General features: G+C 51.2%; 13 protein-coding genes. 12 read left to right on the top strand and 1 reads right to left on the bottom strand.

Annotated elements, in window-relative coordinates; translation table 11 throughout:
- The first annotated feature begins 21 nt into the window (after positions 1-21).
- The 3 genes from ACESZP_RS15585 to ACESZP_RS15575 are packed head-to-tail and all read left to right on the top strand — an operon-like array spanning position 22 to position 5,552.
- Complete coding sequence (locus ACESZP_RS15585; RefSeq protein ID WP_499709627.1) at positions 22-1,662, top strand: DAK2 domain-containing protein; 1,641 nt, start codon at positions 22-24, stop codon at positions 1,660-1,662.
- 3 nt (positions 1,663-1,665) lie between these two features.
- Positions 1,666-3,723 (top strand): ATP-dependent DNA helicase RecG, encoded by a 2,058-nt coding sequence (recG, locus tag ACESZP_RS15580; RefSeq protein WP_499709625.1) that lies wholly within the window; start codon positions 1,666-1,668, stop codon positions 3,721-3,723.
- A gap of 20 nt (positions 3,724-3,743) precedes the next feature.
- Positions 3,744-5,552 carry an ABC-F family ATP-binding cassette domain-containing protein gene (locus ACESZP_RS15575; protein WP_499709624.1) on the top strand — a complete coding sequence of 603 codons (1,809 nt, stop codon included), beginning with the start codon at positions 3,744-3,746 and terminating at the stop codon, positions 5,550-5,552.
- Between the two features lie 59 nt (positions 5,553-5,611).
- Here the strand turns inward: ACESZP_RS15575 and ACESZP_RS15570 are convergent, their stop codons facing one another.
- Positions 5,612-6,199, bottom strand: coding sequence for a TetR/AcrR family transcriptional regulator (locus tag ACESZP_RS15570; protein WP_499709622.1), 588 nt, complete (start codon positions 6,197-6,199; stop codon positions 5,612-5,614).
- 242 nt (positions 6,200-6,441) lie between these two features.
- Here ACESZP_RS15570 and ACESZP_RS15565 point away from each other — a divergent pair, with 242 nt between their 5' ends.
- The 9 genes from ACESZP_RS15565 (at position 6,442) to ACESZP_RS15525 (ending at position 15,032) form a co-directional block, all read left to right on the top strand.
- Complete coding sequence (locus tag ACESZP_RS15565; RefSeq protein ID WP_499709621.1) at positions 6,442-7,212, top strand: ATP-binding protein; 771 nt, start codon at positions 6,442-6,444, stop codon at positions 7,210-7,212.
- 194 nt (positions 7,213-7,406) lie between these two features.
- A complete protein-coding gene (locus tag ACESZP_RS15560; protein ID WP_499709619.1) occupies positions 7,407-7,568 on the top strand; it encodes a hypothetical protein in 162 nt (53 codons plus the stop codon).
- Positions 7,565-8,320: an ATP-binding protein gene (locus ACESZP_RS15555; RefSeq protein ID WP_499709617.1), complete on the top strand. Its 756-nt coding sequence runs from the start codon at positions 7,565-7,567 to the stop codon at positions 8,318-8,320. Before ACESZP_RS15560 ends, ACESZP_RS15555 begins: the two co-directional genes overlap by 4 nt.
- 172 nt (positions 8,321-8,492) lie before the next feature.
- Positions 8,493-9,869, top strand: coding sequence for an aminopeptidase (locus ACESZP_RS15550; protein WP_499709615.1), 1,377 nt, complete (start codon positions 8,493-8,495; stop codon positions 9,867-9,869).
- A 95-nt stretch (positions 9,870-9,964) separates the two neighbouring features.
- On the top strand, positions 9,965-11,110 hold the full coding sequence (gene fucO / locus ACESZP_RS15545) for a lactaldehyde reductase (RefSeq protein ID WP_499709613.1): 1,146 nt from the start codon (positions 9,965-9,967) through the stop codon (positions 11,108-11,110).
- A 156-nt stretch (positions 11,111-11,266) separates the two neighbouring features.
- Entirely contained in the window at positions 11,267-11,722 is a 456-nt protein-coding gene (locus ACESZP_RS15540) for a MarR family winged helix-turn-helix transcriptional regulator (protein ID WP_499709611.1), read from the top strand.
- Positions 11,709-13,052: an MATE family efflux transporter gene (locus ACESZP_RS15535; protein ID WP_499709609.1), complete on the top strand. Its 1,344-nt coding sequence runs from the start codon at positions 11,709-11,711 to the stop codon at positions 13,050-13,052. Before ACESZP_RS15540 ends, ACESZP_RS15535 begins: the two co-directional genes overlap by 14 nt.
- A gap of 355 nt (positions 13,053-13,407) precedes the next feature.
- Entirely contained in the window at positions 13,408-14,496 is a 1,089-nt protein-coding gene (locus tag ACESZP_RS15530) for a hypothetical protein (RefSeq protein ID WP_499709608.1), read from the top strand.
- 266 nt (positions 14,497-14,762) lie between these two features.
- Positions 14,763-15,032, top strand: coding sequence for a TnpV protein (locus ACESZP_RS15525; protein WP_499709606.1), 270 nt, complete (start codon positions 14,763-14,765; stop codon positions 15,030-15,032).
- Positions 15,033-15,107: the final 75 nt, after the last annotated feature.

The raw sequence follows: 15,107 nt of genomic DNA, 5'->3' as shown, positions 1-15,107 counted from the left end.
CAGGAGGAGTTTTTTGTCATTATGAAAACAATAGAGGTAAACACGCTTACAAAGATGTTTTTAGCCGGAGCTAAGAACCTGGAAGCGAAAAAAGAGTGGATCAACGAGCTGAATGTATTTCCGGTGCCGGACGGCGATACGGGAACCAACATGACGCTGACCATCATGTCTGCGGCTTCCGAGGTCAACAACCTGTCTGAGCGTACCATGGAGACAGTAGCGAAGGCTATTTCCTCCGGATCCTTAAGAGGAGCGCGCGGAAACTCCGGCGTTATCCTGTCCCAGCTGCTCCGCGGCTTCACTAAGGGAATCAAGGGGTATGAGACCCTGGACGTGATGACCATTTCCAATGCATTCCAGAAAGCAGTAGAGACTGCGTACAAGGCGGTTATGAAGCCGAAGGAGGGAACGATTCTGACGGTGGCCAGAGGCGCGGCTGATAAGGCGGCAGAGCTGGCTCTGGAGGAAGAGGATCTGGACGTCTTCTTTGCAGGTGTGATTGAAGAGGCGGAGCGTGTGCTGGCGACTACTCCGGATCTCTTACCGGTTCTGAAAGAGGCGGGTGTGGTAGATTCCGGCGGACAGGGCCTGGTGGAGGTCCTGAAGGGCGCTTACGACGCTTATCTGGGAAAAGAGGTGGATTACACCTTTGAAGCGCCGAAGTCCGCTCCGGTGAAGATCAGCGCGGAGACAGAGGCTGAAATCAAGTTCGGTTACTGCACCGAGTTTATTATCGTATTAGATAAGAAGTTTGAGCATAAGGACGAGATGGAATTTAAGGCTTTCCTGGAGTCTATCGGTGATTCTATTGTGTGCGTGGCTGACGATGATATTGTAAAGATTCATGTACATACGAATCATCCGGGTCAGGCCATCGAGAAGGCGCTGACCTACGGTTCCCTGTCCCGGCTGAAGATCGACAATATGCGTGAGGAGCATGAGGAGAAGCTGATTAAGGATGCATCTAAGATTGCGGCGCAGCAGAAGGCAGAAGAGCCGAGAAAGGAGATGGGCTTCATCTCCGTATCCATCGGTGAGGGCATCGGCGAGATCTTCAAGGGTCTCGGCGTGGACTACCTGATCGAGGGCGGCCAGACCATGAATCCCAGCACCGAGGACATGCTGAACGCCATTGACAAGGTCAATGCGGAGCACATCTTCATTTTGCCGAATAATAAGAACATCATCTTGGCTGCCAATCAGGCCAAGGCTCTGTGCGAGGATAAGGATATTATCGTGATTCCTACAAAGACTGTTCCCCAGGGAATTACAGCCATGATCAACTTCATGCCGGATTCCTCCGCTGAGGAGAACGAGACCCGCATGACTGAGGAGCTGGCCAATGTGAAGACCGGTCAGGTGACTTACGCGGTGCGTGATACTCACATCGATGACAAAGAGATCAAAGAGGGCAATATCATGGGCATCGGCGACCACGCGATCCTGGCTGTGGGCGAGGATGTGGAGCAGACTACGCTAGATATGTTCAAGGAGCTCATCGACGAGGATTCCGAGCTTATCAGCATTTACTATGGCGAGGACGTGAAGAAGGAGGATGCGGACAAGCTGGGCGAGGATTTAAGCGATCTGTATCCGGACTGCGATATCGAGGTTCATTTTGGCGGACAGCCGATTTACTATTATGTAGTTTCTGTGGAGTAGAAAATGAATACAGCTTCCCCAATTACAGCCTTAAAAGGTATTGGAGAAAAGACGGCTGCGCTCTTTCACCGTGTCGGGGTAGACACGGTGGGAGAGCTCTTGTCTTATTATCCGAGGACATATGATGTATATGAAAGACCGGTGTCAATCGGTGCTCTGGAGGCCGATAAGATACAGGCCGTGACCGGCTTTATCCGCCGGATCCCGGATGGCAGGCGAGTGGGCAGGTATCATATTACCACCGTGTCCTTAGAGGAAAATGGCCTGCACCTGCAGCTTTCCTGGTTTAATATGCCCTTTCTGCGAAACAGCCTGTTGCCCGGCTGCATCTATATCTTCCGGGGACGGGTGCAGAAGAAAAAGGGTCGAACCACCATGGATCAGCCGGAGATTTACGCGCCGGAGGACTATGAGAAGCTGCTGGACACTATGCAGCCCATCTATGGACTGACCGGCGGCCTGTCCAATAAGACTGTGACCAAGGCGGTGCGCCAGGCTTTTGAGCAACTGGATCTGGACACAGAATATCTTCCGGAGCGTATCCGGAACGAACAGCAGTTAGCGGAATATAACTTTTCCCTGCGGGCCATCCATTTTCCGGTGAAGCGGGAGGATCTGCTGTTGGCTAGAAAGCGGCTGGTCTTTGATGAGTTTTTCCTGTTTATTTTAGCCCTGCGGCAGATGAAAGAGCAGACCGAAGACACGGTCAATGAGTGCGTGATTCATCCGGGAGCGTCTGTGGAGCAGTTGCTTTCATCACTGCCATACGAGCTCACCGGAGCCCAGAAGCGGGTCTGGCAGGAGATACAGTCCGATTTGGCCGGAGAAACGGTCATGAACCGGCTGGTGCAGGGAGACGTGGGATCCGGTAAGACGGTCATTGCGCTACTGGCATTGCTTTCCGCGGTGGAGAGCGGCTATCAGGGGGCGCTGATGGCACCCACCGAGGTGCTGGCAAGACAGCATGCGGAGAGTATCCGGGAGCTGATTTCCGGGCTTTCCATGGACGTATGCGTGGAGCTGCTGACCGGATCCATGACGGCCAAGGAGAAACGGGAGGCTTATGCGCGCATTGAGAGCGGTGAGGCGCGGATTATTATCGGAACCCATGCGCTGATTCAGGAGAAGGTAAACTTTGCCCGTCTGGGACTGGTGGTGACAGATGAGCAGCACCGGTTTGGTGTTCGCCAGAGGGAGACACTGGCGAGTAAGGGACTTCATCCCCATGTGTTGGTCATGAGCGCCACGCCGATCCCCCGGACTCTGGCTATTATCATTTACGGGGATTTGGATATCTCCGTCATCGATGAGCTTCCGGCCAATCGTCTGCCCATCAAGAACTGTGTGGTGGACGAGAGTTATCGGCCTAAGGCCTACCGTTTTATCGAGCGGGAAGTGGCCGCCGGGCGGCAGGTGTATATTATCTGCCCTATGGTGGAGGAAAATCCGGAGATCGAGATTGAAAATGTGGTAGATTATACGGAAAAGCTGCAAAAGGAGCTGGCTTCTGGCATTGCTATTGAATATCTGCACGGGAAAATGAAAGCCGCCGAGAAGAATGACATTATGGAGCGCTTTGCGGCAGGCGAAATCCAGGTGCTTGTCTCCACGACCGTTATCGAGGTCGGCGTCAATGTTCCCAACGCCACAGTTATGATGGTGGAGAACGCCGAGCGCTTCGGCCTGGCGCAGCTACATCAGCTAAGGGGGCGTGTAGGACGCGGAAAGCACCAGTCCTACTGCATTTTCGTTAGCGGATCCGACAGTAAGGATACTAAAAAGCGACTGGAGATTCTGAAGAAATCCAATGATGGCTTTTATATCGCTTCAGAAGACCTGAAGCTTCGGGGACCGGGCGACCTGTTCGGAATCCGCCAGAGTGGAATTCTGGAGTTTAAGATTGGAGATATTTTTACAGATGCGTTGATCCTGCAGGCTGCCAGTGAGGAGGCCGCGAAGATCGAAAAATTAGACCCGGAGCTGAAGCTGGAGGAGCATCAGGGGCTAAAGGAGAAGCTTTTGGAGTACCGGACGGCAGGAATAGCGCGCATGAGTTTGTAAGGAGAAAAGATGGAAGTATTATGAACATTTTAAATATCGAGCACGTAAGCAAGCTTTATGGAGATAAATGGATTTTTGATGATATCTCCTGCGGCATTCAGGAGGGAGAAAAGGTCGGAATCATCGGCATCAACGGCACGGGCAAGACGACCCTGCTTCGGATTATCGCAGGTACCGAGGAGGCTGATCAGGGGCAGGTCATTATGCAAAATGGCGTAAAGCTGGCCTTCCTGTCCCAGGCGAACACATTTCCGGATGGTTCCACGGTGCTGTCCTATGTGGCAGGCGGTGAAGTCACCGAGTATGACGCAAAAAATATGCTGAACACCTTAGACATCCCGGATGTGGAGGCACAAATCGAGACCCTGTCCGGCGGGCAGAAGAAACGGGTGGCCCTGGCACGGACCCTGCTGCTTTCGGCGGATATTCTGATTCTGGACGAGCCCACGAACCATCTGGATGAGGAGATGATCCGCTGGCTGGAGGCCTGGCTTCGGAAATTCCGGGGAACCGTGATTCTGGTAACCCATGACCGCTATTTTCTGGACCGGGTGACCAACCGGATTCTGGAAATCAGCCGTGGGAAGCTTTACAGCTACCAGGCCAATTATTCCGGTTTCCTGGAGCTGAAAGCTCAGAGGGAGAAAATGGAGCTGGCCACGGAGCGGAAGCGGCAAAGCGTTCTCAGAATGGAACTTGAATGGGCAGCCAGAGGCTGCCGGGCCCGGAGCACCAAGCAGCGGGCCAGACTGGATCGGCTGGAGGCCCTGAAGGCCGGAAAGGCCCCGGTTTTCGATAAGACTGTGGAGCTGGATTCAGTGGAGACACGTATGGGCAAAAAGACCATAGAATTGCATCATGTATCTAAGGAATATGAGAGCCGAAAGATCGTTGAGGATTTTACGTATATTTTCCTGAAAAATCAGACTATCGCGTTTGTTGGCCCAAATGGCTGCGGAAAGTCCACGTTACTGAAAATGATTGCGGGGCAGATTCCGCCGGATACCGGCGACGTGGAGGTGGGCGAAACCATCAAGCTTGGCTATTTCGCCCAGGAGCTGCCCCAAATGGATGAGAACCAGCGGGTCATCGACTATGTAAAGGACATCGCCGAGTACATTCCGACCCGGGATGGTCGGATCACGGCATCCCAGATGCTGGAGCGATTTCTTTTTACGCCGGATATGCAGTATGCGCCCATCGGCAAGCTCTCCGGCGGGGAGAAGCGGCGGCTCTATCTCTTAGGCGTCCTGCAGACCGGTCCCAATGTGCTGGTTATGGACGAGGTCAGCAATGAACTGGACATTCCGACCCTGACCATTCTGGAGGATTACCTGAATTCCTTTATCGGCATTGTAATTCTCGTTTCCCATGACCGATATTTCCTGGACAATGTGGCAGACCGGATTTTTGCCTTTGACGGCAACGGCCATTTCCGTCAGTATGAGGGTGGCTATACCGACTATATGGAAGCGCTGGCCCGGGAGCATGGCGCGGCAGCCACGGATTTTGGCGGCGCTTTAAAGAGCATAAAAGCAACGGGAGCTTCCGAACCCGGCGGAAAAAAGAAAGCCACCTGGGACAAGGGTGAGAAGAAGCTGAAATTCACCTACAAGGAACAGAAGGAATTCGATACCATCGAGGACGATATCGCCGTGCTGGAAGCGAAGATCGAGGAGCTGGACGGAGAGATGGCAGCCCACGCCAGCCAGTACAGCCGCCTGACGGAGCTTACGAAGGAGAAGGAAGAGACACAGAGCTTGTTGGATGAGAAGATGGAGCGGTGGATGTATCTGACGGAATTGAAGGAGAAGATTGACGCCCAGTAGGTGCGTGGCAAGGAGAATATTGACAGACAAAACGCCGTTATCGGATGAAATGCGGATCACTATTCCCTCTGATCCTGGATCAGAAATGATTCCAGCCCCGCGCGGATAAACTGATCGATGGCCTGCTGTATCTTTTTCCAGTCGGAGCAGTGATTGCGCAGCATGACTTTATTGATGGACAGACAGCCGTTCATCTGGAAATAAAAAATGGCTTCGGCTTCTTCAAAGGTAAGGAGACTGTGTGACATCAGCCAGGTCACATAGTCTTCTTTTGTCGTTTCCGCCATTTTTTCTATGATTTGTGCGGAGATGGTGTCGTCGAGAAAAAGCGCCTGATATCGGTCGCTGCTGTGCAGCCTGTCACAGAAAGGATAGGAGCAGTTCCCGGAGGCTCTTGCAGGGCAGAAGACATGGTCGATGACGCTGGTGGTTTCTTTCAGGATTTCGCTTAGAAGATCATCCAGCACATCGGCAGTATCATAATAGTGGAGATAGAAGGTTCCCCGGTTGATTTCCGCAAGCCTGCAGATCTCAGTGACTGTGATTTTGGGATATTCCTTTTCTTCCAGGAGCGTTAAAAATGCTTCCTTTATGACCTGGCGGGTATAACGCGTCCTCCGGTCTTCTTTCTGTGTCTTTTCCGGCATGGGAATTTCCTCCTTTTTCGATGATTTCTATTGGAGTTTCTGAACAGAATACGGAAAACTGTTCAGAAACCTACAGACAGCTTTAAATTGATGATTGTATTTTCGGATACTTTTATTATAATCAGTTTGTAAAGAAAATCAACATATTGTTTATAAAAAGAACACCCTGTATCAGGACGGCAGCAGAATAATTGCTGAACGCAGGAAAATGTGGATTTGGCACAGGAAAGGATGGAGAGGATATGGGACATGTGATTGCAGTAGCCGGCAAAGGCGGTGTGGGAAAGACCACGCTTACCGGCCTTTTGATTCAGTATCTCTGCCAGAGCGGGAAGAAGCCGGTTCTGGCCGTGGATGCGGATGCCAACTCAAATCTCAATGAGGTGCTTGGCGTGGAGGCGGGCATCACCCTTGGAGAGCTCCGGGAGGAGATCGAGCGGGCGGGATCGGACAGCCGGTATAAGATTCCCGTCGGGGTAACGAAAAAGGATTATCTGGAGGCCCGGCTGGCAGACGCCCTTACAGAGGAGGATGACTTTGATCTGATGGTCATGGGGCGCAGCCAGGGGCAAGGCTGCTACTGCTTCGTGAATGGCCTGGTTCAGACGCAGGTGCAGAAGCTGCAGAGCCATTACCCTTATGTGGTGGTGGATAATGAGGCAGGAATGGAGCATGTAAGCCGTGGGCTCCTGCCGATGATGGAGAACGCAATTTTAGTCAGCGACTGTTCCAGGAGAGGCGTGCAGGCAGCCGGACGGATTGCTGCTTTGATGAAGGAGCTGAATTTTAAGCCAAAGAAGGTGGGACTGATTATCAACCGGGCTCCGGAGGGGAAGCTGGATGCCGGAACACTGGAAGAGATACAAAATCAGAACCTGGAGCTCCTTGGAGTAGTGCCTCATGACGATATGATTTACCGCTTTGACTGCGATGGAAAGCCCATTGTACAGCTTCCCATGGACTCTCCAGTGCGGAAAGCCCTTCAGGAGATTGTGGAAAAGCTGGAACTGTAGTCGGGAGGAACAGCCAAAAAATGGAAAGGAAAAAGAAAGGTCGTATCAAATATGAAGCTGGAATACGCAAAGGATAACCTGACACAAGTTTCAGGGCAGATGTATCTTCCGGCTTGCGAGAAATTACGGACCCCGGATAGAAAGCAGGTGCGAAAATGAGTGATATATTACCTACATGCCAGGAAGCACGCGGTATGACGACGATTGAAGAGATTGACTGCCCCAAATGCGGAGGCGTGATAGAGCTATTTATACGGGATGGGCAGACTGTGGGAGAAAGCATCTGCGATCAGTGCGGTTTTGCAATACCGGGTGACGTGCATCTGTCCCTGTATCTTGAGGAGGTGGCAAAGTGAAAATATCTGTATGTGGAAAGGGTGGAAGCGGAAAAAGCACCATCGTATCGCTGCTGGCGGAAAGATTTGCGGCGGCGGGAAAAGAAGTTCTGATCATCGATTCTGACGAATCGAACTATGGACTGCACCGGCATCTCAGTATGGAAAATCCAAAGGAATTTACCGGTTTTTTTGGAGGGAAAGAGGAAGTTCTGAAGGATATGATGCTATCTAATTTTACGCATCAATTCTTTGAAGGACAGTGGAAGCTTAGTGATATTCCGAAAGGGTATTACACAGAAAAGAACGGAATCAAGCTGATGGTAAGCGGAAAGATTCATCAGGCGAACGAGGGCTGTGCCTGCGCTATGGGAACGGTGATGAAGCAGTTTGTCAGCAGATTAACGCTTGAGGAAAATCAGATCGCTATTCTGGATATGGAGGCTGGAATTGAGCATTTCGGGCGCGGTTTGGATGATGAGGTGGATCTGATTCTGATGGTCTGTGATCCTTCCTATGAGTCTGCCAAGCTTGCGGTGAAGATAGGAGAGCTGAGTGGAAGGCTTCAAAAACCCGTGTATTATGTATTGAATAAGGTGGACGAGGAAAGCAGGAAGGTGCTGGAGCAGGCCATAGGAGATCCTGAGCGGATACTGGCAGTTCTGCCTGTAGAGCCAGAACTCACAAAGGCAGCGCTGCTTGGCCAAAAGCTGATTTTGGAGAACAGTGAGCTTAATCAGGCAGCAAAGAAGATCTGCAGGACGCAGATATAACAAGTTCAGATCTTTGTTCTGGCTTTTTCAAGTGAATTTTGGGGAGGTTAAATTGACGCCCAGTAGGTACGGTAATGAGAAAAACAGAGATAGAAATGTGGTTTCAAACGTGATAAAATCAAAGACAGAGTAATAGATACGCACAATATTGTGATAGAAAGAAGGAACACACATGGATTCACTTACTTACAAAAGAACAAACGTCTACGAAACCGCAGATGAGACCCTGATGACTGAGATCTTCGATTTCGCTGAGGGCTACAAGCACTTCCTGGACGAAGGAAAGACTGAGCGGGAGTGCTGCGCCTATGTGGAGGCGGCTGCGAAGGCAGCAGGCTACGAGGCTTTTGATTTTGGCCGCAAACTCAAGGCGGGCGACAAGATTTATTACAACAACCGCGGGAAAAATATGTATCTGATCAAGGTGGGCACTGAGAATATCGCGAAGGACGGCATCCGTATCATCGCCTCTCATATCGACAGTCCCCGTCTGGATCTGAAGCAGCTTCCCCTCTATGAGTCCGAGGGCGTGGCTCTGGGCAAGACCCATTACTACGGGGGCCTGCGCAAATATCAGTGGGCGGCCATGCCCCTGGCCCTGCACGGCGTGGTGGCGTTGAAGGACGGCGCCACCGTGCAGGTGAAGGTGGGCGAGTCTGAGGGCGATCCGGTATTCTACATCAGCGATCTCCTTCCCCATCTGGCGGCCAAGCAGAACCAGAAGCCCCTGGGCAATGCCATTGAGGGTGAACAGCTGAATATCTGGTTTGGCAACATTCCCTACACGGCAGCTACTGAGGACGATGAGAAAACCGTCAAGAACAATGTGCTGCACCTGCTGCATGACAAATACGGTATCACCGAGGCGGATTTCATGAGCGCCGAGCTGTCCATGGTTCCGGCCTTCAAGGCCCAAGATGTGGGCTTCGACCGGGCCCTGCTCGGAAGCTACGGACACGACGATCGGGTCTGCGCTTACCCGGCATGGAAGGCATGCCTGGACGAGACCTCTGACAGACATACGGTGATGATTGTCCTGGCGGATAAAGAAGAGATCGGAAGCGAAGGAACCACCGGTATGCAGAGCGCTATTTTCACGGACCTCATTGACGAGCTGGCAGCCTCCTTCGGCGTAAGCTCCGCGGCTATCCGGGCCCATTCCAAGTGCTTGTCCGCAGATGTGACGGCGGCCTACGATCCCAATTACCCGGAGGTCTGCGAGAAGAACAACTCCGTATTCCTGTCCTGCGGCGCAGGCATCATGAAGTTCACCGGAGCCAGAGGAAAGAGCGGGTCCAACGATGCCAACGCCGAGTTTCTTGCATATTTGCGGAACCTGTTCGACGAGAACGGCGTGGTATGGCAGACCGGCGAGCTGGGCAAGGTGGACGAAGGAGGCGGCGGAACCGTGGCCAAATTCATCGCCAAGTTTAACATCGACACGGTAGACATCGGCGTTCCGGTTATTTCCATGCACTCGCCCTGGGAGGTGGTATCCAAGGCAGATCTGTATGAGAATTATCTGGCGTTCAAAGCATTTATAAAGTAAAGATTTGCTTTGGCAACTCTTGATTTTTTGAAACAAAGCGTTAAAATAATAACAAGGGAAATGGTTGGTTCAAAAGAAAAAGGAGACGATATATTATGGCAAACAGAATTACATTGAATGAGACCTCTTATCATGGAGCTGGCGCGATTCAGGAAATCGCCGGAGAGGTAAAGAATCGGGGCTTCCACAAAGCGCTGATATGCACCGGCCCGGGTCTCTACAAGCGCGGAACCACAGGAAAGGTAACCAAAGTGCTGGAGGATGCAGGCCTGGCATACGAGGTTTTCTGTGACATTAAGTCCAATCCGACCATTGATAACGTAAAGGCCGGCGTAGAGGCATTTAAGGCAACGGGCGCTGATTACATCATTGCCGTTGGCGGCGGTTCTCCCATGGACACCGCAAAAGCCATCGGTATCATTATCAACAATCCAGAGTTCGCGGATGTGAGAAGCCTGGAGGGCGTAGCACCCACAAAGCATGCCTGTGTACCGATTATCGCAGTGCCGACCACAGCAGGAACCGCTGCTGAGGTAACCATCAACTATGTCATTACCGATGTGGAGAGAAAGCGGAAATTCGTGTGCGTAGATACCCACGATATGCCGATTATTGCAGTGGTTGATCCGGATATGATGGCAGACATGCCGGCAAGCCTGACCGCAGCCACCGGAATGGACGCCCTGACCCATGCTATCGAGGGCTACACCACTAAGGCAGCCTGGGAAATGACAGATATGTTCCATCTGAAGGCCATCGAGATCATCGGAAAGTCCTTACGCGGCGCGGTAAAGAACGAAGCCGAGGGACGCGAGGGCATGGCTCTGGGTCAGTACATCGCAGGCATGGGCTTCTCCAACGTAGGTCTTGGAATCGCCCATTCCATGGCGCATACCCTGGGTGCGGTCTATGACACTCCCCACGGCGTGGCATGCGCAATGATGCTTCCCATAGTGATGGAGTATAATGCGGACTGCACTGGCGAGAAATACAGAGAAATCGCCAGAGCGCTGGGCGTAAAGGGCGTGGACGAGATGTCTGTAGAGGAATACCGTAAAGCTGCTGTAGACGCTGTCCGGAAGCTTTCAGAGGATGTGGGAATCCCCGCGAAGCTGGAAGCATTGAAGGAAGAAGATCTGGATTTCTTGGCAGAATCTGCTTATGCAGATGCCTGTAGACCGGGCAACCCGAAGGACACCAGCGTAGAAGAGCTGAAAGAGTTGTTCCGCAAGGTGATGTAAAAATAACATTGTAAAGAATAAAAACTGCCCGGTATTTTTGCCGGGTAGTTTTTTGTTCCCCAGTTATTTATAAAATAGGTCTTGACAAAAATCCAATTCTCTATATAATTATCAATGGTAATTAACTTTGGTAACTATATGTGAGGAGATAAACAGATGAACAATCGATTAATCAAGCAGATGTTTGACGCTTGCTACATGGCGAAGCGAACCCGTGATCTGCTTCCCCCGCTGCCGGAGGGCGTACAGCCCTCTTACATTCATTGTCTGGATTGCATTCTTGGTCTGGAAGAGAAAGGAAAACAGGTCCGGATTTCTGATATCAGTGAGTTCCTGAATATTCCAAGACCCGGCGTGACCCGGACGGTCAAGGAGATGGAAGCAAAGGGCTATCTTCAGAAAATGGCTTCGCCGGACGATGGCCGGGTGACCTTCCTTACTGCTACCGAGAAGGGGAAGAGGCTGCATCAGAAATACGATGAGGAATATTTCAACGCCCTGCTGCCGTATTTTGACAGCATTTCCGATGAGGAGGCCGAAACGATGATTACGACCATCGAAAAGTTTTACCAGATTATGAGTGGGAGGAGAGAGACCTATGACAAACGATAAGTCAGATTTTACACAGGGTAGTATATTAAAGAAATTAGTAGCATTTATGATGCCGGTGCTGGGCGCGCTGATTTTGCAGGCGGCCTACGGAGCGGTGGATCTGCTGGTGGTGGGGCGCTTTGGCTCTACATCGGGACTTTCTGCAGTTTCCACCGGCAGCCAGGTACTGAACCTGGTGACATTTGCAGTGACTCAGCTTGCCATGGGTATCACCGTGCTCATTGCCCGGTATCTGGGTGAAAAGCGGCCCCAGTACATCGGACCGGCCATCGGTGGAGGCACCGTGGTGTTCGCAGCAATTTCCGTGGTGCTGTTTCTGATTATGGTAGGACTGGCGCGGCCCATCGCAGTGCTGATGCAGGCACCTGCGGAAGCGGTAAGCCTGACGGCAGCTTATGTGCGTATCTGTGGAGCCGGCATTTTCTTTATCGTGGCCTACAACGTACTGGCAGCCATTTTCCGCGGCTTGGGCGACAGCAATTCCCCGCTTCTCTTCGTGTTGGTGGCCTGTATTATCAATATCGTCGGCGACCTGGTGCTGGTAGCCGGTCTTCATATGGACGCAGCGGGCGCGGCCATTGCGACTGTGGCGGCTCAGGCCTGCAGTGTGGTGTTCGTGGTGGTGCTTCTGGTGAAGCGGGGACTGCCCTTTGCTATCAATAAAGAGGATTTCCGTTGGAACGCTCAGTGTCCGAGATTCCTGAAAATTGGTCTGCCGTTGGCCTTTCAGGAGATCATGACCCAGTGTTCTTTCCTGGCCCTCTGTGCCTTTATCAACCGTCTGGGTCTGGAGGCCTCCTCCGGCTACGGCGTGGCCTGCAAAATCGTTAATTTCGCCATGCTGGTACCCAGCGCCCTGATGCAGTCTATGGCTTCCTTCGTCTCCCAGAATGTAGGCGCAGGTAAACACAAGCGGGCGAAGCAGTCTATGTTTACCGGCATGGGCGTGGGACTTACTGTAGGCTGCGTCGTATTTGCCCTGGTGCTTCTGAAGGGCGACATGCTGTCTGGTTTCTTTACCACAGACGTATCTGTTATCGCCAGAGGCTATGATTATCTGAAGGGCTTCGCCCCGGAGACCCTGGGAACCGCCATTCTCTTCAGCATGATGGGCTACTTTAACGGCAATAACAAAACCGTCTTTGTCATGGCACAGGGCATAATTCAGACCCTTCTGGTCCGTCTGCCTCTGTCCTACTACATGAGCATCCAGCCCAACGCCAGCCTGACCCGCATCGGCCTGGCTGCGCCGATCTCTACGGCGGTGGGAATCGTGCTTTGTATCGGGTGTTATCTGTATATGCAGCGGGGAGAGAAGAAAGTGCAGTAATATAGGCTTATACGAAACTAACAGAATTCAGGTTTTCTGTATTTCAGTGCATGTTTTATGAACTAGCAAATTAATCTTATCTGTACTATTTGATATGCTTCCGGCCAGCGAAGACATCGAGACCATGTTTGCGGAGCAGTATGACACGGCTCTGAAGGGCATCGACGCGGAGCGGATGGAGAAGGCGGCGAAGGTGTTCGGCGTTTAAAAATAAGTACCCTGTATTGGAAAAAAATTGTCGAATTTCCGCCTGATTCCCCTTGACGGAACCCGACCGACCCGTTAATATATTCTAAGGTATATGTAAAGATAACGTAAAAGTTACGTGAAATACAGCAAAGCGAAGGAGATAAGAATGAATAACTGGGAGAATGTGGTTCTGGTGCCGGAATTTGACGAGCAGGGCGTGGCCTGTTATCGGCTGGACGGCGGAAACTACCTGAATGAGTATTATATTGTATCAGAGGCAGAGTCCAGAAAGCTTCTGAATACGCCGGAGATTGTAGGCTATGAGGTGTATAACTGCCTGATTTCCGCCACATCCCAGATGCTTTATTATCTGAAGGAGCAGAAGAAGGTGACCACCGCCAATATTCTCTCCATTTTGAGAGGCGCTCTCAACTATCCGCTGGAGGAGAGCTGTTACCGGGAGCACATCCGTGTTCATGACATCAGCTTCCTGTCCAGTGAGCGTGTCTTTGAAAATGAGGAGATCGCGGGATTGGAGATCAAGTACAGCAAGCTGACCATGGTGCCGGACAGCACGCTGATGATCGGCGATATCATTGCCAGCGGCGAGACGCTGATTCACTGTCTCCGCTATGTGACTGATTTCTACCGGGATCACGGCGCGAAGCTCCGCAATATCATCATCTTCACCATCGGCGGAACCAAGGGTATCGACATTCTGGAGGATCTGACCCGGGATATCCGGGAGTTCTGGCCGGAGTTTGAAGGCTTTATTACCATTTATTACGAGGGTATTTTCAGCACCTACCAGGACAAGGGCGTGTCCGGCATCAATCTGCCGGATGTGGATTTCTACTGGAAGGGCGGCATCGTAGCGCCGGAGTTCCGCAGAGAGACCCTTTCCATGTGCAGTCCGCTCTTTGAAAAATGTATCATTTACGACGGCGGAGCGAGACGGTATGAGATCCACGAGCATGTGGAGGAAGTACTGGAGTTCTGGGAAGGCATCCGTGACCGCGCGGACCGGATCGATTTCCGGGAGCTGCTGGCTGAGAAGCTGGGCTATCCGCTTCCGGTAAGCTATGAGGACTGGGTTCATTATAACCATTATGAGAAGATCCGCCCGGCTGATACCAGGTGGCTGTACCGCCAGGAGCAGGGTTATATCGAGAGCATGAAGAATATCACCTTAAAAGAGCTTGCCGAGCAGAGAATCGGGGAGTTTACCGATGCACTTCGGAAATACATTTTGTAAATAAGAATTAGAAATTCATAATTTCACAGGTGTTTATCGCACCTCATAGAGTTTTAATAAAATCCTCCGAAAACCTTGAAAATAAAGGATTTATCGCAATCAGTCCACCTTATCCCTTTATATGATTTCACACAATGTTACCCTTGTTCTGCACAATCATAAGGGCAAAATCAAGGGCAGAAAAATCTGATAACACAATATAACAAAGTGTGGTAATCGGGAAACTGTGATGTATGTGCGAATAGATTATTTTGGAGGATAACACTATGGAGAAATATATTTACGATGAAAGCAACGGACTTTGGTATGAATTGCAGGGGGATTATTATATTCCTTGCCTTACTTTACCAACCGAAAAAGAAAACAAGCCTATCGGCTTATGGGGACAGCGACACAAACGCTATTTACAGGAATGCAAGAAAGCAGTTTACATCACGCTACTCACAAGTGGCAGATTGAACAGTTATCTTGCTGATATTGACGAACAGGCAACGGAGATGATGTTTCGATTGGTTGAGCAAATGGCTGATAAGTAGGGCGTTACTGAACAGCTCAAAACAGAACGCCCGATGTTGTGGGTTGGCAGAATAAACGAGATACAGGCAAGAGCA

Origin of the sequence: Candidatus Dorea massiliensis AP6 (assembly GCF_964245105.1) — a bacterium.
GTDB classification, from domain to species: Bacteria; Bacillota; Clostridia; order Lachnospirales; family Lachnospiraceae; genus Laedolimicola; species Laedolimicola intestinihominis.
Note: the sequence above shows the minus strand (reverse complement) of the source record. Positions and strands in the feature narration are given on the sequence as shown.